Origin of the sequence: Planobispora rosea (assembly GCF_014648175.1) — a bacterium.
GTDB classification, from domain to species: domain Bacteria; phylum Actinomycetota; class Actinomycetes; order Streptosporangiales; family Streptosporangiaceae; genus Planobispora; species Planobispora rosea.
Window position 1 is genome coordinate 1 of sequence record NZ_BMQP01000035.1, and the last position, 20523, is coordinate 20523.

At 67.3% G+C, this 20523-nt stretch carries 13 protein-coding genes; 8 read left to right on the forward strand and 5 right to left on the reverse strand.

Going from position 1 to position 20523, the window contains the following annotated elements; genetic code table 11:
• The first annotated feature begins 172 nt into the window (after positions 1 to 172).
• Positions 173 to 1798 (forward strand): methyl-accepting chemotaxis protein, encoded by a 1626-nt coding sequence (locus IEZ08_RS28280; protein WP_189243324.1) that lies wholly within the window; start codon positions 173 to 175, stop codon positions 1796 to 1798.
• 657 nt (positions 1799 to 2455) lie between these two features.
• Here IEZ08_RS28280 and IEZ08_RS28285 read toward each other — a convergent pair.
• From IEZ08_RS28285 to IEZ08_RS28300, 4 genes are all read right to left on the reverse strand, one after another.
• Positions 2456 to 3544, reverse strand: coding sequence for an LLM class flavin-dependent oxidoreductase (locus IEZ08_RS28285; RefSeq protein WP_189243325.1), 1089 nt, complete (start codon positions 3542 to 3544; stop codon positions 2456 to 2458).
• Between the two features lie 174 nt (positions 3545 to 3718).
• Entirely contained in the window at positions 3719 to 4270 is a 552-nt protein-coding gene (locus tag IEZ08_RS28290; protein WP_068923800.1) for a flavin reductase family protein, read from the reverse strand.
• Positions 4271 to 4419: 149 nt separating this feature from the next.
• Positions 4420 to 5637 carry an FAD-dependent monooxygenase gene (locus tag IEZ08_RS28295; RefSeq protein ID WP_189243326.1) on the reverse strand — a complete coding sequence of 406 codons (1218 nt, stop codon included), beginning with the start codon at positions 5635 to 5637 and terminating at the stop codon, positions 4420 to 4422.
• Between the two features lie 239 nt (positions 5638 to 5876).
• Complete coding sequence (locus tag IEZ08_RS28300) at positions 5877 to 7022, reverse strand: NDMA-dependent alcohol dehydrogenase (protein WP_068923798.1); 1146 nt, start codon at positions 7020 to 7022, stop codon at positions 5877 to 5879.
• Between the two features lie 792 nt (positions 7023 to 7814).
• Between IEZ08_RS28300 and exaC the strand changes: the two genes are divergently transcribed.
• A complete protein-coding gene (gene exaC / locus IEZ08_RS28305; RefSeq protein WP_068923797.1) occupies positions 7815 to 9332 on the forward strand; it encodes an acetaldehyde dehydrogenase ExaC in 1518 nt (505 codons plus the stop codon).
• 376 nt (positions 9333 to 9708) lie between these two features.
• Complete coding sequence (locus IEZ08_RS28310) at positions 9709 to 11289, forward strand: acyl-CoA synthetase (RefSeq protein ID WP_189243327.1); 1581 nt, start codon at positions 9709 to 9711, stop codon at positions 11287 to 11289.
• A gap of 858 nt (positions 11290 to 12147) precedes the next feature.
• On the opposite strand, the gene IEZ08_RS28315 is transcribed toward IEZ08_RS28310, so the two are convergent.
• Positions 12148 to 13446: an aspartate aminotransferase family protein gene (locus IEZ08_RS28315; RefSeq protein ID WP_068923795.1), complete on the reverse strand. Its 1299-nt coding sequence runs from the start codon at positions 13444 to 13446 to the stop codon at positions 12148 to 12150.
• 189 nt (positions 13447 to 13635) lie between these two features.
• Here IEZ08_RS28315 and IEZ08_RS40370 point away from each other — a divergent pair, with 189 nt between their 5' ends.
• The 5 genes from IEZ08_RS40370 (at position 13636) to IEZ08_RS28335 (ending at position 20330) form a co-directional block, all read left to right on the forward strand.
• Positions 13636 to 13761 carry a hypothetical protein gene (locus IEZ08_RS40370; protein WP_268249370.1) on the forward strand — a complete coding sequence of 42 codons (126 nt, stop codon included), beginning with the start codon at positions 13636 to 13638 and terminating at the stop codon, positions 13759 to 13761.
• Between the two features lie 325 nt (positions 13762 to 14086).
• On the forward strand, positions 14087 to 15643 hold the full coding sequence (gene mftG / locus IEZ08_RS28320) for a mycofactocin dehydrogenase MftG (protein WP_189243328.1): 1557 nt from the start codon (positions 14087 to 14089) through the stop codon (positions 15641 to 15643).
• A gap of 244 nt (positions 15644 to 15887) precedes the next feature.
• Entirely contained in the window at positions 15888 to 17396 is a 1509-nt protein-coding gene (locus tag IEZ08_RS28325) for an MFS transporter (protein WP_189243329.1), read from the forward strand.
• 604 nt (positions 17397 to 18000) lie between these two features.
• Positions 18001 to 18795, forward strand: coding sequence for an alpha/beta fold hydrolase (locus tag IEZ08_RS28330; RefSeq protein ID WP_203863511.1), 795 nt, complete (start codon positions 18001 to 18003; stop codon positions 18793 to 18795).
• 35 nt (positions 18796 to 18830) lie between these two features.
• Positions 18831 to 20330 carry a flavin-containing monooxygenase gene (locus IEZ08_RS28335; RefSeq protein ID WP_189243331.1) on the forward strand — a complete coding sequence of 500 codons (1500 nt, stop codon included), beginning with the start codon at positions 18831 to 18833 and terminating at the stop codon, positions 20328 to 20330.
• Positions 20331 to 20523 lie beyond the last annotated feature (193 nt).

Sequence of the window (20523 nt, forward strand, 5' to 3'; positions counted from 1 at the left end):
ACAAGAGAGTGATCTTCAACGAACGCTCACTCTCTTGGAGGACGTTTCGCAACAGTCACTGAGGATCGGGTGGATACAGCAAAAGATCTTTCGGGACATCTCAGTACGGGTGGGCGAGGACCGATGGGAGGAGGAGCCCGGAAGGCTGCCGGGCTCCTACTGAGGAGACGTCATGAAGGCTGCAACCATGCGCACGGACGCGGGCAGGCGCCGGCTGTGGAATGATCTGCCGATCGGCATGAAGATCGCTTCCGCAATGTTGATCACACTGCTCGTTTCATCGGCCGCCACGCTCGCCACGCTGGTGCAGGCCAGTACCGTGCGCTCGGCGGGCCAGTCCATCTACACCGGCAATGTCCAGCCGATGGTGGTGATCTCCGACCTGCGCGACGCGGTCCGGGTCCTGCGCCTGGACCAGAACGAGGTCCCCCTGCGCAAGGCGGGCACCGAGGCCATGCAGGAGACGCTCGACGAGGTCGACGGCGACATCCAGAACATCAACGATCTGCTGGAGAAGTACCGGCCGGTCGCCGCCGCCCCGGACAAGGTCGAGGAGTTCGTCGACAGCTTCGGCGCCTACAGCGCGATCGCCGAGCAGCAGATGCTGCCCGCCGCGCTCAAGGGTGATGTGGCGGCTTATGTGTCGATCAAGGACACTGGCCAGGCCGATGAGCTCTGGGAGGCGTGCAAGGCTCTGCTCAAGGAGATGGTGGAGGCCGAGAAGAGCGAGGCCGCCGCCACCGCTGCCGACCTGGACGCCGAGTACGACCGCGCCGTGGTCTTGTCGGTCGCCTTGCTGTCGGGGGCCGTGCTGCTCGGCCTGGCGCTGGCCGTGTGGGTCGCGCGGGGGATCAGCCGTCCGCTGCGCGGCGTCGCCGACGCCCTCAGCGCGGTCGCCGACGGCGACCTGACCGTCGAGGTGCCCGACCCCGGTACCCGTGACGAGGTCGGGGTGATGGCCGGGGCGTTGCGCCGTTCGCTGGAGGCCATGCGTGCCAGTGTGCAGCAGGTGCTCACCCAGGCCCGGCAGCTGTCGGCCGCCTCCGGTGAGCTGACCGGCCTGGCGGCGCGCATCGAGTCGGGTGCCACCGTCACCGCGGCGCAGTCGCACAGCGCCGCGGCGGCCGCCGATGAGGTCTCGGCCAGCGTCACCACCGTGGCCGGGGCCAGCGAGGAGATGAACGCCGCCATCGCCGACATCTCGCGCAGCGCCGCCAGCGCGGTCCAGGTCGCCCAGCAGGCGATGAACGTCGCCGCCCAGACCAACGCCTCCGTCGCCACGCTGGGTGCGGCCAGTGCCGAGGTGGGCGACGTGGTCAAGGTCATCAGCAGCATCGCCGAGCAGACCAACCTGCTGGCGCTGAACGCCACCATCGAGGCGGCGCGCGCCGGTGAGGCGGGCAAGGGATTCGCGGTCGTGGCGACCGAGGTCAAGGACCTAGCCCAGGAGACCGCCAAGGCGACCGAGGAGATCAGCCGCAAGATCGCCGCGATCCAGGCCAGCAGCACCGAGGCCGCGCGGGCGCTGTCGGAGATCACCGGGATCGTCGAGCAGATCAACGAGCACCAGACCACGGTGGCCTCAGCGGTGGAGGAGCAGACGGCGACCACGCAGGAGATCAGCCGCAGCGTCGGCCAGGCGGCCACCGGCGTGGACCACATCGCGCGCAGCGTCACCGACGTCTCGCACGCGGCGGAGGAGTCCAACGCCGGCGCGGTTCAGGCGGCCGGGGCAGCGCAGCAGCTCGCCGATCTGGCGCGTGACCTGGACCGATCGATCGCGCACTTCCGCGTCTGAATCAACGCTACGGGTGGGGTGGACTCCCAGGGTCACCCCACCCGCCTTTGTCTCGACCTTCTCGGCGCAACTGGTTAGGGCCTGTATAGAGTGCGGAGCTCCAGGTGGGCCAGAGCCATGAATCGCCACCGCGACAGCCGCGGTTCCTGCGGTCGGCCGCCAGATGGGCCTTGCTGGTCAGTCCACCCTGAGAGCGGCCCAGTTTGGCCGCCGTCAGCCGGATCCTGCGCTACAACCGCAGCCGCCGACGTCCGGCCCGGTCCCCGTCTTCACGGGAATCGCCACCTTGGAGGTTTTGCCCCTTTGACGCAGCCCCTTTGCCTGCTCGGCGGCCTCCTGCAGCGCCGTGGCCACCTCGCCGTCCAGGATCCATCCCGGCGGTGTGGTGATAGTCGTGGGCCGTGGTGGAGTCCACGCTGACCAGGTTGAGATCGGCCTGCCCGCAGGCTGCGGCCTGGGCGATCACCGCCTGCATCAGACGCTCGAAGACGCCAGTTGAACTGCTGCCGCAGGTCCGGGACCGAGTTCCGCTCGCGCAGGGGAGATGAGGTTCGATCAAGAACTATTCCTCATTGGTGAGTCGCCACACGCCATGGCCTATCAGGAGCGGAGGCCAGAGTGCAGACGAATTCCTCTGATCTCGACTCCGTACAGGCCCTAAGAGCCCACCGCCAAGTGGGACAGCCGGGGAGCCACCTCTGATCCGAGGAGTTCGAGGCTACGCCGGTACCTCTCCGGCTCCTGGCCGCGGCCCGGGGCACCCATGAGGAGCGTGCCGAAGCCGCCTACCTCGGCATGGAGTTTCTCGATCTTCTTGACGACCGTCTCCGGCGAGCCGACGAGGAAGAAGTTGTCCACGAGCCATTCCAGGGAGAGGTCCTGCTCGGGCACGGCTGTTCCCGCCAGAAGCGAGCCCAGTCCGAGGTCTTTGAACAATGGGAGGTTGACCTCGGACCAGACCTCACCCAGAGGGCCACTCAGAGCCTGCTGTCGGGCCTCTTCATCGGTGTCGGCGAGCCAGAGGTCCCTCGTGACGCGCCAGTTCGATCGGTCTGGGACGTGCCCGGCGCTCTTGGCCGCCTCGGCATAAGTCTCCCAGTGCTGGATCAGCGTCTCACTTGAGACTTCCTGGCTGACCGGGCTGTAACCACGCCTGCCCGCCTCGGCGAGAGTCGGTGACCTGGGTTGCATGCCGGTCATCAGGATCTCGGGATGGGGCCTCTGGAAGGGCTTGAGATGCGGACCGTTCACGCTGGAGGAGAACTGGGGCATGTCGGCGGTCCAGTACCGCCCGTCGATACGCCAAGGCCCAGGCTTGGTGAAGATCGCATGGATGATGTCGAGACCCTCGGCGAGCATGCGCGCGTTCTCCCCGCCCGTCCCGAACAGCTGTGCATCCGTCGGAAAGGCGCCTGGAGCGACACCGGCGACGTATCGCCCGCCAGTCAGATGATCCATCCACATCATTCTGTGAGCCAGCGCCACAGGGTTGTGATATGGGATGAGATGTCCAAGGGCTCCGAGCCGAACGCGAGTCGTGGTCTGCGAAGCCGCAGCGATCATCAGTTCGGGCGCGGGACTCGGCTCGTGGCCAAGGGTGTGGTGCTCGGCGAAGAAGACTTCGTCGAGACCGTACTGATCGGCCCATGAAGCGACTTGGAGGTCCCAGGCGATGACGTCGGAGACGCTGTCCGTACCGGCCGCGTAATCCAACGCGTACGGAACGCACAAGATCGAAAATTTCACTCTTGACCCTCCATGGGATCGATCGAACGCTGGATGGGAGGCTTCAGAACCTCACGTCGACACCTACGGACGGGGAGCCGAGCGCCAGGGGCGCCGGAACGGTTGGCGTGACCCGCCCGCGCTCTCACATGACCGCGGTACGCCTTCGAGCATCAGCCTCGACGTACGCGTCGGTCACCAGTGCGCGGCTTCGAGGCCGGCGAGACTGTCGGCACTCACGCCCTGCACGTGCCGGAGACCGCGGAAGCCGCTGGCAAAGAAGACCATGGGGTCGTCCGCATGTGATTCAACCTGGAGCCGGAGGATTTCCAGAACGACGATCTCGTGGTCGCCTGCCTGGTGCGACTCACGAATCGCGCACTCGAACCACGCGTGAGTGCCGCCGACGACGACGGCCCCGGAGGGCAACCGGGTGACCTCCAGGCCGGCGAATCGATCGGCCTCTTTAGAGGCGAGTCGTTGAGCGTGGGCCTGCTGCGCTCGGCTCAGCACGCTCACGCCCACCACGCCCGCCTCCCGCAGTCGCGGCCAGGTCGTCGACGACAACTGGATACACACGCTGAGCAGGGGCGGATCGAGCGACACCGGCATGAACGCCGAGACGGCCATGCCCACCGGCTCCGTCCCATGCATCGCGCAAACCGCGACCACGCCCGTGGGAAATTTTCCGAACGCGGTCCGAAGAAGACGTCCGTCCAGGGGGACCTCAGCATTGTTGTGCGTCATCGGTCGACTCCTCAGCCGTAATCACCGCAGGTGGCATCCGAAAGTGTTCGTTGTCCCAGGGTCACCCGGATCGGCCCGGCGGGCATTGAGTCCGAGTGCCGTCTCGATGTGCGCGAGTGCCAGGCCACGTGAGCATGGCATCGTGCTGGTCAGGCCGCAGCGATGTCGAAATTCTTGTTCGCCATCTCTCCGCCGTCTTCGATGATCCTGCCCATGAGGGAGCCGATCATCGGGGTGTGTATCAGGCGCAGCCAGATGCTGCGGTGAAGGTGTTCCTTGCGGTCATGGGGAGTGAAGAGCGTGCGCAGTTCCAGAGCACCTTTCTGCTCCTGGAGGACGAATGGCCGCATGCGAGCCTCCCATTTCCGCAGGGCTTCGGCCATGTTGCCCGGGTGGCGGTCCAGCATGGTGCCGAGGAGTTCGCCCCCGGCGATGCCGCTGGAAGCTCCCATGCCCGAGTAGAGGGACAGGCACCAGGCGGCGTCGCCGACCAGGACGATCCGGCCGCGATGCCAGCGCGGCATCTTGACCTGATTCACCGAGTCGAACAGGACCTCCGTGGCCCCTTCGTACTTGGCCAGCAGGTGCTCCAGCAGAGCACCCGCAGGTTCGGGGCCGAAGGCTGCGCGGACGGACTCGCTCGGCGGCCGGGAGAACTCGCGATCGACATCGTCGGTGCGATAGGAGAAGAGCAGGCCTGGGGGACGATCGTCGAAGGGGAAGGTCCATACCGAGCGTCCGGGTTCGGCCAGCACCAGCCCTTCGTTCGGGGAGAAGCCGTCGACCGGTTCGTCCAGCGTGGTGGCACCGATCATGTAGTTCAGCGGGTGCAGGTACTCCGAGTGGGAGCCGAAGACCAGTTCGCGGACGGTGGAGCGCATCCCGTCCGCACCGACGACCAGATCGAATCGGTCAGCGGTCGTGGTGGCGGTGGCAGTGTTGAGCAGGGTGACATCGACACCCTGGTCGTCCTGGACGAACCGCGTCGGCACAGTGGAATAGCGGATCTCCACATCGTCGGGCAGCGCCGAGAACAGTCCTCGCTCCACATCGCCGCGCAACAGGGTCCGTGGCCGGCCGGGCAGGTCGGCGAACCCGACCCCTGGGCGGCGGCGTCCCGCTCGGTTCACCTCGTAGGCGACGAAATCGCGGTGGGTGCGGTCCCCGATGGCCTCCAGCACACCCAGGCGCCGGGCGGAAGCGGTGCCGGCGCCGAACAGCGCGATGAAGTAGCCACTGGAGCGGCGCGCAGGGGCCCGTTCCAGCAGTACCGGCGACCAGCCGATCTGGTGCAACCGCACGGCGGTGGCGATTCCGGCGATGCCCAGTCCTACGACGAGGGCCCGGCGGCGCGCCTGCTTCGACATGTACAGCCTCCTTCGGTTCACCCCCTGCAGGGCCTGGACCCCGCATGAGGACTCACCGTGTTGCCTTCTGGTTCCTTCGGAGGGCGTGGACGCGCACAAGCCGACGCTCGCCGAAGAATCCGTCGGTCACCGGAAAAACCGCCCCCACCCCTGAAAAGACCCTGTCGGCCAGCGCCCGGTTCGCCATAGGACGGACGCGTCGGCCGGTTGGACGAGGCAGACAGGCGGCACCGGGACGGTCAGAAGGTGATGAGACCGCGGATGTTCTTGCCGTCTCGCATGTCCTGATAACCCTGGTTGACCTCATCCAGCGTGTAGGTCGTGGTGATCATCTCGTCGAGCTTGAGCCGGCCTTCCTCGTAGAGGCGTAGCAGGCGGGGGATGTCACGACGGGGATTGGCGTTGCCGAAGATGCAGCCGACGAGCTCCTTGCGCTGCATCGACAGGTCGAACAGGTTGAGCTTGACGTCCTCCTGGTGGATCGGGCCGATCGCGGTGACGACGCCCCGGCCGCCCTTGGTGATCATGCTCATCATCGGGTGGATGAGGTCGCCGGTCGCGACGCCGGTGCACAGGATCGCCTTGTCGGCCATCGCGCCCCAGGTCAGCTCGCCGACCTTGGCCACAGCCTCCTCCACGGAGGCCGCCGTGTGGGTGGCGCCGAACTCGATGGCCTTGTCCCGCTTCCATTCGACCAGGTCGACGGCCAGCACGTGACGCGCGCCGGCGAGTGCGGCACCCTGCACCGCACCCATGCCGATCCCGCCCAGCCCGATGACGACCACGGTCTCCCCAGCGCGTACATCGGCTGCGTTGACCGCTGAACCCCAACCTGTCGTGACGCCGCACCCGATGAGTGCGGCCTTGTCCAGCGGAATCCAGTCATCGATCTTGACGCAGGAGCTCTCGGCCACAACCGTGTACGGGGCGAACGTCCCCGCACAGGCCATGATGCCGAGGTCGACGCCGTCCGCCGTGTGATGCCGGGCCGTCATGTCGGTGATCTGACGTCCGGCCAGCAGGAACGCGCCGAGGTCGCACAGATGCTGATAGCCGCGCGCACAAGACGGGCAGCGTCCGCATGCCGGGATGAAGGACAGGACGACGTGGTCGCCCTCCTTCAGGGTCGTCACCCCGGGGCCCACCTCGACGACCTCCCCCGCGCCCTCGTGGCCTCCGATGATGGGGAACTGCTCGACGCCCGTCAGCGCTGAGGTTTCCGGGTTGAGCACCATGTCGCCTGTGAGGATGTGCTCGTCAGAGTGGCACAGCCCGGAGGCCGCGAGCTTGACCTTGACCTCGCCGGCCTTCGGGTCGTCCAGCTCGATGTCCTCAACGTGCCAGGGCTTGTTCTGTTCCCACAAGACCGCTGCCCGAGTTTGCATGTTCTCACCTTTGAGGTAGGACCATCGTGGCAGTCGCGTTCGTGCCTCGACACGGCTGTCTCGATGGCGGGTTCGAATTACCGTGGAGCCGCCGTTGCCCGCTTCGGGCATCGCCGGGCGCCGCTTTGCACGTCCGCCGGGTCGCGGCCAGGTCGACGTCGATGGCGGCGAGCCATGCCCCGTCATTGCGATCCAGGCGGCACGCCACCGGGCGGGATGAAGCTCCTGTCAGCGCACATCTCCATCTCTGGAGACGGCCCATGCCCTGCCGTCGTTTTCTTGAAGGAGCATCAGAGCGCTGACGGGCTGCTTCCGGCTCGGTCCGCAGTCGATTCTGCGTGAAAGCAAAGTGACGTCTATTGGCCCACAGCGCCGTCAAATCGCACGCATGCGACAAGTTCCAGCCAGCTGTAACCGCCTATCGACCAGATGGCCCGGCATCCCCAGCGGGGCGTCGTCCACCTTCCGTCGCCGTCACCGCGCCGGCCCTGCTGGGGGAGGTCGGGGAATGGCATCCCGGAACTACCGGCTGGCGCGCTACTTCAACGAGTAGACCGTCCTGCTCAGGCAGATTGAGGCCCACCGGCGCCCACCGGCGCCCATCCGCAAGGGACGAAAGTCGCAGGTCTGGCACCCGCGCATCGCTCCATCGGGAGCGCTCGCCCGCCGCCGCGCGGATCAACGCAGCCCTGAACGACTTACGCGCCTGACGAGAACGTTTCGGCGGCCTGCGCACCGCAAAGTGTTCGCACCGCAAGCCCGCATCCGGGCTTGTGAATGAGGAGGAAGTCCATGGTCTACGCCAAGCCGGGCAGCGGAGGCAGCATCGTCTCCTACGCCAAGAGCTACGACAACTTCATCGGCGGCACTTTCGTGCCCCCGGCGGATGGCCGCTACTTCGAAGACCTGTCCCCGGTGGACGGACAGGTCTTCACCCGGGTGGCCCAATCCGGAGCCGCCGACGTCGAACTCGCATTGGACGCCGCGCACGCCGCCGCCGACAAGTGGGCTGCCACCTCTGTCGCTGAGCGCGCCCTGATCCTGCACCGGATCGCCGACCGGGTGGAGGAGAACCTCGAGAAGCTCGCCGTCGCCGAGACCTGGGAGAACGGCAAGCCGGTCCGCGAGACGCTGGCCGCCGATCTGCCTCTGGTCGTCGATCACTTCCGCTACTTCGCCGGCGTGATCCGCGCCCAGGAGGGCGGTATCAGCCAGCTCGACGAGGACACCGTCGCCTACCACTTCCACGAGCCGCTGGGGGTGGTCGCCCAGATCATCCCGTGGAACTTCCCGCTGCTCATGGCCACCTGGAAGCTCGCTCCCGCGCTGGCCGCGGGCAACTGCGTGATCCTCAAACCCGCCGAGCAGACCCCCGCCAGCATCCTGCTGCTAGTCGAGCTGATCGCCGACCTGCTGCCGCCCGGTGTGCTCAACGTGGTCAACGGGTTCGGCGTCGAGGCGGGCAAGCCGCTGGCGTCCAGCCCGCGGGTCGCCAAGGTCGCCTTCACCGGCGAGACCACCACCGGCCGCCTGATCATGCAGTACGCATCACAGAACATCATCCCGGTGACATTGGAGCTGGGGGGCAAGAGCCCGAACATCTTCCTGCCCGATGTCATGGCCGCCGACGACGACTTCCTCGACAAGGCGGTCGAGGGGTTCGTGATGTTCGCCCTCAACCAGGGCGAGGTGTGCACCTGCCCCTCCCGCGCGCTGATCGCCTCATCCATCTACGACGAGTTCATGGAGCGCTGCCTCGCGCGCACCAAGGCCATCGTCAGGGGGAATCCGCTGGATCCGGCCACCATGATCGGCGCGCAGGCATCCCGGGACCAGTACGAGAAGATCCTGTCCTACCTCGACATCGGCCGCGCCGAGGGCGCCCAGGTGCTGACCGGTGGAGGCTCGCGGACCGTGGAGGGCCTGGAGGGCGGGTTCTACATCGAGCCAACGGTCTTCAAGGGCACCAATGACATGCGGATCTTCCAGGAGGAGATCTTCGGTCCCGTCGTGTCGGTCACCACCTTCGACTCCACCGATGAGGCTCTGAAGATCGCCAACGAGACGCTGTACGGCCTGGGCGCCGGAGTTTGGACCCGGGACGGTTCCGCGGCGTACCGGCTGGGCCGTTCGATCAAGGCCGGCCGCGTCTGGACGAACTGCTACCACGCCTACCCGGCCCACGCCGCGTTCGGCGGCTACAAGCAGTCCGGCATCGGGCGCGAGAACCACCGAGCGATGCTCGACCACTACCAGCAGACCAAGAATCTGCTGGTCAGCTACGCTCCGCAGCGGCTCGGCTTTTTCTGACGCGCAACGAGCGGATGGGATGCCTCGGGCTCGGACCTGCGCCGGCATCCCTCTGCTTCGGTCCCTGAACACGAGAGCAGATTCCTTCGAGCCGGTGGGCACAGCTCGGCGGACCGGCCGACAGCTCAACGGCTCCCCGTGTCCCCCGAAGACGGCTGCGTGTCTGAACGCACCCCCACCAGGAGACCTGCCGCCATCCTCGGCCGGGTGATCGATCAGCCGGACGACGGGGGTGGCGGCCCGTTCTTTTCGCCAGATACATGCCCGGCCGTCCTGAGCTTGAGGCCGCCAAGCCGAAGAGAAGACTCCTGGTCGACACCTCTGCCCCGGCCCATCCCCTTCCCCGCCCACCCGGAACGAAGATGAGGAGTCTTCCGTGACCGAGCGCACCTATAACCTGGCCGATCTCCTGGAGATCGTCGCGACAGCGGACCCGGACAGGCCGGCGCTGGTCGCCGGCGATGTGCGGCTGTCCTATGGGGAATTGAGCGCGCGGGCGAGCAGGGTCGGCCACCACCTGGCGCAAGTGGGTATCAGGCCGGGCGATCATGTGGCGATCCTGGCGTACAACCGGGCCGAGTGGCTGGAGTCGATGTTCGGGATACACAAGATCAGAGCGGTGCCGATCCCGGTCAACTACCGCTATGTCGCAGGTGAGCTCCGGCACGTCCTCGTTGATTCCGACTCCGTCGCGATCATCGGGGAACGCTCCCTGCTCGCCCGTGTCGAGGAGGTCCGCAACGAGCTGCCGAAGCTGAGCCACGTCATGGTCCTCGAGGACGGCGGCGACGAGACGATCCCCGGCGCAGTGCCCTATGAGGAGGCGCTCGCGGCGGCCTCACCCCACGACGATTTCCCGCCACGTTCCAGTGACGACCGTTACATCATGTACACAGGCGGCACGACGGGTTACCCGAAAGGGGTGGAGTGGCGTTGCGAGGACATCTTCTTCGGCGCGCTCGGGGGCGGCAGCTCCCTGAACACCCCGATATCGCACCCCGCTCAGCTCGCGGAGGCCGCCAACAAGCCCGGCGCCGTCATCTTGAACTGCGCGCCGGTGATGCACGGGGCCGGTCAGTGGATGACGCTCATGGGCCTGTTCGTCGGGGCCAAAGTCGTGCTCTACACCGAGCGTGCGTTCGCTCCCGAGGAGGCGCTGGCCCTGCTGTCCGCGGAGGGCGCGAACGTATTGATGATCGTGGGCGACGCCATGGGCCGCCCGATCGCTGAGCAGCTGGCCAACGGCCGGTACGACACCGATTCGCTGTACGCACTCTCGTCCGGTGGAGCACCGCTGACCCCCGCCGTCCGCGATGCGCTCCGCAGCCATCTCCCTGACGTCCGCTTCGTCGATAACTACGGCGCCTCGGAGACCGGTGTCGGCGGCACCTCCGCCGATGGCAGGAGCAGCGGGACCGCCAAGTTCAGGATGGGGCCCGACTGCACCGTGCTCGATGACGAGCTGCGGGTCGTCGCACCCGGCGAGATCGGCAAGCTGGCCCGCAGCGGGCACATTCCCCTTGGCTACTACAACGACCCGGCCAAGACCGCGGCCACCTTTTTCACCGACAGCCAGGGCACCCGCTGGTCGATTCCCGGAGATTTCGCCACTCTTGAGCCTGACGGAACGATCGTGTTGCTCGGCCGTGGCTCCTTGGTAATCAACAGCGGTGGCGAAAAGATCTTCCCGGAGGAAGTGGAGGCGTCCATCAAGGAGCATCCCGATATCTCCGACGCGATCGTCGTCGGCGTACCCGACGAGAGGTTCGGCCAGAAGGTCGCGGCGGTGGTCTCTGCTCACCCGGGCAAGGAGGTCTCTCTGGAGGAGCTCAACACGTTCCTGGCCGACCGGATCGCCGGCTTCAAGCTGCCTCGCAAGATCAAGGTCGTCACCGAGGTGAAGCGCACGGCCGTCGGCAAGCCCGACTACAAATGGGCCGCGTCGGTCGTCGGCTGAGCCGGTCCCCGACGCCGGGCAAGCTCTTGTGCGCTGAACCGGGCGATTCAGGGATCGCCGCGATCTGCGACTACCAGAACGCTGCCGAGTTCATAGGCGGTCTCATGTCTGTTCGCCCCTTTTCGCCCGCAGGTGGGCCGAGTCCGGCACGATGCGGGCAAGGCCGAGCAGCTCAGGAGCGGCAAGTTTGTCGAGCACCGCTCGGCGCAGCCTGCCCCCCCGGGGGGCTCGCGACCGGATGAGGAAGCGGTGAGGGGTGCTCACGAGCGGTGTCAACCTGTCGGCGGACCAAGGAACGGTTGATCACTTCCCGGGACGAGGCGACGGCCCGCCCGAGTCGGGGTGACTTCCCGCGACCGACTGTCGAGCTGCCGGCGGGATCACCGCCTCCACAACATGCCGACCGGCCGGTCTGTGGTGCGCCCGCATGGCCGCACATCGTCAGTGCCCTTCTCCATGACCGTCATCCATGCTCGGAAGAGCCCGTCAACAGCCACGCCATCCGGGAGCGCAGTAAGATCCCGTCCGATCGAGGTGGTCGGACGGGATCTCGTCAACGTGCTTCAGGCCGTCTCGAGAACGGCCCCGGTGATGCGCGGCGGACTTTTCAGGTCCCGAAATGCGACGGCAGAGCCTGTCACGCACACCCGCTCTATCAACAGGTAGATGATGGCCTCGAACACCGCTTCATCAGGCGCATTCCGCGTCCCGCCCTCCTTGCGGGTGCAGCTGCGCCGACGACAGCAACGGCCGGGTGATCTCCCCGGATCCACCCGGAAGCGATTCACCGCCACACGCTCTTACCCATGCCTGACTGACGCCCGGCTCACCCCATAGGACATCCTCTAAGGCGCCGGATCAGGAGGTGACGCGCGGGGGCGGCAGCATGGCGAAGACCTCGGCGAAGGCGGCGACGGTCTCGGCGACCTCGGCCGGGCCGTGTTCGGTGGACAGGAAGAGCCTTCCATGGGGAAGCAGATAGATGCCGCGGGCCAGCATCTCCGGAACGAGGAGGTCGTCCCACCAGTGCCAGTCGGCGGTGATGAAGTCGTCCGGGCCGGTGATCTCCGGCAGGCCGGGCGCGACGAGCGCGGTCGCGCCGATGCCGTGGACGGCGATGGTATGCCCGGTCTTGGCCGCGGCAGCCCGGATGCCTTCCACGAGAGTCCGGCTGGTGTTCTCGATCTGCGGGTACACCCCGTCCGCGCTGAGCACGTCCATCGTGGCGTCGACCGCCGCCATGGCCAGCGGGTTGCCGTTGAAGGTGCCCGAGTGCACGGTGTCCCGGGTGACGAGGTCGATGATGTCGGCGCGTCCCGCCACCGCGGAGGCCCCCAACCCGCCGCCGATGGCCTTGCCGAAGGTCGCCAGGTCGGGGGTGACCCCGAATCGTCCGGTCGCGCCGGCGAGGCCGAGCCGTAGCCCGGAGACGACCTCGTCAAAGATCAGTAGGGCTCCGTGCTCGTCGCACAGGCGGCGCAGGCCCTCGAGGAAGCCCGGAGCGGGAACCACGCTTCCGGTGTTGGACGAGGTCGGGTCCACCAGGACCGCGGCGACCCGGCCGGGTTCGGCGGCGAAGAGCGCCGCACAGGCGTCGAGGTCGTTGTAGAGGCCGACTCGCAGGTCGGCCAGCGAGGACGCGGGCTGCCCCGCAGAATGCGGGATGGCGCTTCCCCCGCCACCGTAGACGACGACGCTGGCGAAGACGGTGTCATGCCAGCCGTGGTACCCGCCGCCGAGCTTGATGACGACATCGCGGCCGGTGTGGGAACGCGCCAGGCGCAGTGCGATCTGCACAGCCTCGGTGCCGGTATTGGACCACAGCAGCCGCTCGGCCCATCCCAGCGCGGCGAGGAACTTCTCGGCCGCGACGATCTCGGTGAGGTTCCCGCCGCCGAACAGGGTTCCCCGATCGAGCTGCGCTTTGACCGCCGCGCCGACCTGCGGGTGCGCATGTCCCAGCAGGAGCGGCCCCCAGCCCAGGACGTAGTCGATATAGCTGTTGTCCTCGATGTCGACGATGCGCGGTCCGTTACCCGAAGCGAAGTAGATCTGGTGGGGCTTGACCGAGCTGCGCACGCTCGACGTCACGCCTCCACCGATGCTTCGCTGCGCCCGGTCCAGCGCCGTCTTCGACGCGCTCCACTGCGACACCATGCCACTTCCTCCTGCGCGAGACCAGAGTTCTCGGACCGCGTCCGCGATCCGATCGTGCGGAACGCCGCGTCCTGATCCGACTCTGGCATCGGCGGCCGCGGGATCATTGACGACGAGTGCCAGCTTGTAGAAGCAAGGCGTCCGTCGCTACGGACGGGGTTTCGGCTGGACGGCAGGGCAAGGAAGTCCATGGTCGACCAGTCGGCCGGATCGGAAGGTCGCGTCACGGCCATCGGCACCATCCCGCCGGACGAGTACGAAGCCCTCTACTACGCTCAACACCACCCCAGCGAACCCGCTGGAATCAACTCCTGAGGTCTCCACCGAAGCCGGGGCGGTTCAACCTGAGGTGCGGCCGTCACGCAGGACAGAGCATGCAGGGCGGCAGCCCCGTCCAACGTCTTGGCGCGTTCGCCCAATGAGTTGTGGACGCTGCGACCGATAGTCGGAACACCGTCCATGGCGCGCGGAGCTTGTACCGCCAAGTGGGGCGACAGCGGTATCCCGGATGGAACGGCGGTCGGTTCCTTCACCCCGGTCTCCCCGGAACCGCCTTTCGTCTATCCGGTCCTCACACCGCTCCCGCGACTCCTGCCGGGATGTGAAAGGCATCAAGCGCGAGAGAAATGGGGTGGGGTCAATGGGCCTCCGTTCGGTCCCGGCGGTCGACGGCCGCCCCGACGTGCTGATCGTCGGGGCCGGGGGAGCGGGTGCGGTGCTCGGGGCGAGGCTCAGCGCCGATCGGAGCCGGTCGGTGCTGGTCTTCGAAGCAGGGCCGGTCCCGGTCGGCGGATTCTCCGCCGACCTTCTCGACGCGCGGCTGGTGCCAGGTGCACGGCCCCGTCTGACCACCACGAACGCTTATCCGGCAGAGCTCGCGCCGGGGCGGCCCTATATGGCGGTTCGCGGGAAGGTGCTCGGCGGCTCGACGACGGTCAACGGCGGCTACTTCATCCGGGCACGGAAGTCCGACTTCGCCCGCTGGGCGGCGGCCTCCGGAGATGCCCGCTGGTCCTACGAGGCGGCGCTTCCTTTGCTGCGGCGGCTGGAGAACGATCTCGACATGGGGGAGTCGGACCTGCACGGCGGGACCGGGCCGATCAAGGTCCGGCGGACTTCGCTCACCCACCCCGCCGCGCACGCCTTCGCGGAGGCCGCACGGGAACTGGGCCATACCGCAGAAGCCGACAAGAACGCCCAAGGTCCCCCGGGTTTCGGGCCGGTTCCCACCAATGTGGCCTGCGGCGTGCGGATCAACACCGGGGCCGCCTACCTGTTGGGCGTCATCTCCCGGCCGAACCTCGCCGTACACGGCGACTGCACCGTGCGTTCCATCGTGCTGCGACGGGGACCGGGCGGTCTGCGCGCGACGGGTGTCCTGGCGGTCCGGGACGGTCATGCCGAGGTGATCGAGGCAGGCCGGGTCATTGTGTGCGCCGGGGCGTTCGGCTCGGCGCACCTGCTGCAGGTGTCGGGGATCGGCCCGGCCGAGGTGCTGACCGCCGCCGGAATCCAGGTCGTCCACGACCTTCCGGCCATCGGCGCCGCGTTCAGCGACCATCCACAGGTCGTCGTCGAGTGGGTGCCCAACCGTACGCTGCCGGAGCCCGAGGACAGCTGGCTGGGCGGGGCGCTCCACCTGGGCTCGGGGGGAGGCGAGCCTGGCGACCTGGAGATCCTCCAGTCGCTCGTGCCTATGGCGGGACTCGTCAGGGGCCAGACCACGGCGCCGGGGGCGCCGCATGCGTTCCTCGTCTCGGTGCAGACTCCCCGGCCGCTCGGCCGGTTGCGCGCGCTCTCGCCCGACCTGGATACTCCACCCCGCATCTGCTACGGCTATCTGGCCGAACCGGAAGATCGCCGACGGCTGCGCCAAGCGGTCAGGGCGACAGCGGCGATCTTGGGATCGGCCGCGTTCGCCGAGCTGACCGCCGAGCGGGCCGAGGTCGTCGATCTGGACGACACGGGGCTCGACGAGTGGATCGCCGCCCGGCTCGGCACGTCGCAGCACACCTGCGGGACCGTCCCGATGGGCCGCTCCGGTGACCCGGCGGCGGCCGTGGACGGGAGCGGCGCGGTCCATGGAGTGGCCAACCTGACCATCGCGGACACATCGATCCTGCCGGCCGCCCCCCTACGCGGCCCGGCGAACTCGGCTGTGCTGGTCGGAGAGGTGATCGCGGAGGCGCTGGCCTGAGTACCCGCAAAAAGAGCGGCCGTCCGGAGCAACCTGTCCATGCGGATCAGGCCAGGGACTGGGAGCGGCTTCATCGAAGTCCCGAAAGGCCGACGTGCAGGCAGACCGGTGCGCAGCGGCGCACTGCGCCGACACCGTGGCACGCAGACGCAATGCGTAGATCGGCACAACGGCCAGACTTTCGGCGTATGCCGGGCGGTGCCGAGGTTCGCACACGCCGACCGGTTGCGGAGGGGGACCGAAAGTGCTTGACGACAGCGGCGCCACACAAGCAGATGCCAAGGAGCCCGTCCTGGGCGATGCCGCGCCCAAAGGCGGCAGGCAGCGCCGGGAGCGCTACCGGGAGGGCACCGAGGAGGGATCTCCTCGGCTGGTACTGCTGACGATGGCGAGCGCCGGATTCCTCTTGTCGATGATCCAGAGCACTGTGGTGCCGGCTTTGCCGTTGATGGCCAGCCAGTTGAATACCTCGCTCACCACAGTGGCATGGGCGACCACCGTCGTTCTGCTGAGTGCTTCCGCCATGACGCCTTTGATGGGAAGGCTGGGAGACGTCCACGGCCACAAAGTGGCATTCATCGGCGTGCTGACCGTGGCTCTGGCAGGCAGCCTTCTCGGGGCTCTCACCCACAGCGTGGGACTGCTGATCCTGGCGCGAGCGCTCCAAGGCGTGAGCCTGGGTCTCTTCCCGCTCGCCATGAGCGTCCTCCACCGGGAGATGCCGTCACACCGGCTGGCCGGCTCCATGGCCATCACCGCGTCCGCGATGAGCGTCGGCGGATGTCTCGCCCTCGTCGCGGGAGGGCTGCTGACACTGAACGGCGCGGACTATCGCCGCATCTTCTGGCTCAGCGTGGTGCTGTGCTGCCTCGTCCTGCTGCTCGCGACGCGGCTTCCACGACGGCGCGGGCCGGGCGGACGGGTGGACTATGCAGGCGCCGCGCTGCTGGCCTTGGGCCTCCTGGCGCTGCTGCTGCCGATCTCCCAAGGTGAACGCTGGGGGTGGGCCTCGGCTCCCGTGCTCGGACTCTTCGGCATCGCGGCGTTCGCACTCTGTGCCTTCGTCTGGTCTCAGGCTCGATCGTCGCAACCACTGGTCGCCGTCGGCATGCTCAAGAACGGCCCCGTGCTGGCGGCGAACATCGCCGGCTTCTGTGTCGGTCTCGCCATGCTGGTGCTCTACATGGGAGCCACCTACTTCGTTCAGGCGCCGACCGGTTCTGGATACGGCTTCGCCGCAGACGGTCTCCGCACGGCGTTCGTCTACATGTTGCCGGGTGCTATCGCCGCCATTCTGGCCGGTCCCATCCTCGGATCGTTGGTTCAGCGATTCGGCCCCAAGATCATTCTGGTGTTGGGCAGCCTCGTCGGTCTCGGGGCGATGCTCATGTTCACGCTCCGGCATGCCACGACCGCCGAGGTCGTGATCGCCATCATGGTCGGTGACCTCGCCATCGCCGCTGCCTATGCCTCAATGCCGGTGTTGTTGGTCGCGCACGTGCGGCCGGAAGAGACCGGGGTCGCTAACTCGATCAACTCGATCACGCGCACCATCGGCGGGGCCGTCGGCGCAGCAGTGGTGGGGGCTCTGCTGGTGAGCGACGTCAAGATGGTCGTCACCGGGACAGGACCGATCGAATTGCCGACCGAGGACGTCTACAACAAGATCTTCCTGCTCGGGGCCGTCTTCTTCGCCGGGGCCGCCGTGGCGGCCGCACTCGTCAAGACGCCACGTCTCCGGGACGGCAGATAAATCATTGGCCGCATTCCGATCGACCTCAGTGAGATCCGTTGGCCTCCTACCCGATGCCACATCGGCACGGGGCGGAAAAGCGGGCACGATCTGCGCCCGACCGCACCGCCACGGAGAAGCACCATGAAAAGCAGACCGCCATGATCGCGACCGAAACGCGAAGCGGCATGCCTCGTCCGGCCGGATGACAGAGCCGTCCTATGCCCTGGCGCGCCTGCTCAATGAGCAGCGCCGACACTGGCCGATAGTCGGAGCAGTCATAAACCCGCTCGCGGATCAGCAGGTCCGGGGGTGGATGACGAGGCGGAGGGTGGTTTCACCTCTTCGCCGCCGGCGTGGCAGTGGAAGAGCTGCTTTCCCAGCGGGTGTCCCTGCTCGGCGATCCCGCTCGACCGCCGCTCGTCTTCCACGGCAGCCGATTCCGTGCGCTGACCGTCACCGGTTGAGGCCCACCCCGTCCGCGAGGCGGTGAGGACCGGCGGACCGTAACAGCACATGATCATAAACCTTGGCAAGGAGAGCTATGTCAACGGCTAGCACGGTTCCGGCAACTGCCGGAGACGTCAAAGAGAACCACGGCTCACTTCACATCGGTGACCTTGAGGTGAACTTCTTCGATTCGGTCGACGAGCACAGCGGTCTTCCGCCCATCGTGCTGGTCCACGGAACCGGCGGCAGCGCCCGCAGCCATTTCGGCTTCCTGTTCCCCATGCTGGCGGCCAAGCAGAGAGTAGTGGCAGTGGACCTGGCCACCCCGCAGGGCCCGCCGGACGAAGGACAGATCCGGATGGCGGAGCAGGTCCAGGCGGTGATCGAGAAGGTCCTTCCCGACCGGCCCGTGACCCTCGCCGGCTACTCGCTCGGCGCGGTGGTCGCCGCCACCGCCGCCGGCACCCGACCGGACCTGGTGGGGGGACTGATCTTGATGGCCGGCTGGCTGAAGACTGACGCGCAGCAGAAGCTGCGCAACGACATCTGGCGGGCCCTGCGGCAGTCGGACGTCGAAGCGCTCCGGCGCTACCAGGCTTTCTGCGCCTTCAGCGCGCCTCTCCTGGCGATGTTGAGCGACGGTGAGATCGAAGCGCTCGTGTCGAGTTTCCGGACCGACGACCTCATGGCAGCCCAGATGGAGATCAACCGACACGTGGACCTCACCGATGTCGCGCCGAAGATCGCCTGCCCGACCCTCATCGTCGCCGGCACGGACGACTTGATGACGCCGTTCAGGCAGTCCAAGCGGCTCTTCGGCGCCATCGCGGACGCCCGATACACCGAAGTCACCTCCGGCCACGCGATGGTCGTCGAGCGGCCCGCCGAACTGGTGCACCTGATCGCAGCGTTCAACGCCAACCCGAACCAGTACCCCGCGGGCGCGATTCTGCCGACCCGCCGACCCTGACCCGCACCCCGTACCTCCATCCGAAGGAGCTTGATGTGCCCACTTCCACCCCAGACGCGTTGCGCGACGTTTCAGTGATCATCGTCGGCGCCGGATTCTCCGGCCTCGGCCTCGGCATCCAGCTCCGCCGGCGCGGCGAGAGCTCGTTCGTCATCCTGGAACGAGCCGATGATGTCGGCGGATCGTGGCGGGACAACACCTACCCAGGTGTGGCATGTGACGTTCCCTCGCCGCTGTACTCCTACTCCTTCCGGACGAACCCTGACTGGTCGCGGATGTTCTCACCCGGTCAGGAGATCTGGGATTACCTGCGGGCGGCGGCCCGAGAAGAAGGCCTGGGACCACACCTGCGCTTCGGCGCCGAGATGCTCGAGGCCCGCTGGAATGAGAACGACCACCGCTGGACGGTCCGGACGCCGCAAGGCGAGTTCTACGGTGACGTCCTGGTCGCCGCGACCGGACACCTGACGGACATCAAATTGCCCGAGGTGCCAGGCCTGGAGACCTTCACCGGCGAGCTGTTCCACTCCGCCCGATGGAACCACGATTTCCCGCTGGCTGGAAAGCGCATCGGCGTGGTGGGAACCGGAGCCTCGGCGATCCAGATCGTTCCACAGCTCGCAGAGATCGCCGATCAGCTCGTCGTGTTCCAGCGTTCGGCGCCCTACATCCAGCCCCGCCGGGACCGTGTCTTCTCCGAAGCGGAGAAGAATCTCTTCCGCCGCGATCAGCGCACGGTCGAGGAGATGCGGGAGATGTTGTTCTGGTACAACGACTCCCGCTTCGCCGCCCGCCGCCTCATCGACGACTACCTCGCAGAGGCCAGCTGGCAGGCGTTGAGCCACCTCGATAAGCAGGTATCCGACCCTGAGCTGCGCGCGAAGCTCACCCCCGACTACACGATCGGTTGCAAGCGGATCCTGCTGTCCGACGACTACTACCCGGCCATCCAGCGGCCCAACGTGCACCTCGAAGCGGCGGCCCTGGAACGGGTGGAAGGCTCGACGGCGTTCAGCGCCGCGGGAGAGGCGTTTGAGCTCGATGTCCTGGTCGTCGCGACCGGCTTCGAGACCTACGACCTCCCGTCGTCGTACCGGATCTTCGGGCGTGGGGGGAACGCTCTCGCCGACCACTGGTCGAACGGAATGCAGGCCTACAAGTCGATCGCCACGGCCGGCTTCCCCAATCTCTTCCTACTCAACGGGCCAGGGACGAGCCTGGGCCACAACTCGGTCATCTACATGATCGAAGCCCAGATCGACCACCTTCTCGCGGCGCTGGACTGGCGCTCGGCACACGACGGGCGGGTCCTGGAAGTCTCTTCTGACATTGAGAACGCCTTCGCGAAGCGTCTGGACGAGGGGGCCGCCGAAACGGTGATCATTCGGGGCGGATGCAGCAGCTGGTACCTCGACCCCCGCAACGGGCGAGCGACGCTGTCCTGGCCGGACTTCGCCCACCGTTTCCGAGACGAGTGCGCACCCTTCGACCCGGCCGCCTACGACCACGGCGAGCAGAGCGCGGCGCGAGCCTGACGGGACACAGTCCCCGCGGGGTCTGGGCCCCTCCAGGCCGCGACTCTCCCGGGACCTGCGCTACGAAGCCGTTGGCAGGCGTCCTGCCAACGGCTTCCTCACATGCGCATGCGATGCGATCGCCGTCGCACAGGAGTCGAAAGACGGTGTTCTCTCAGGCTGCGGGGACTCTGCTGTGCCCGGAGCGCCCGAA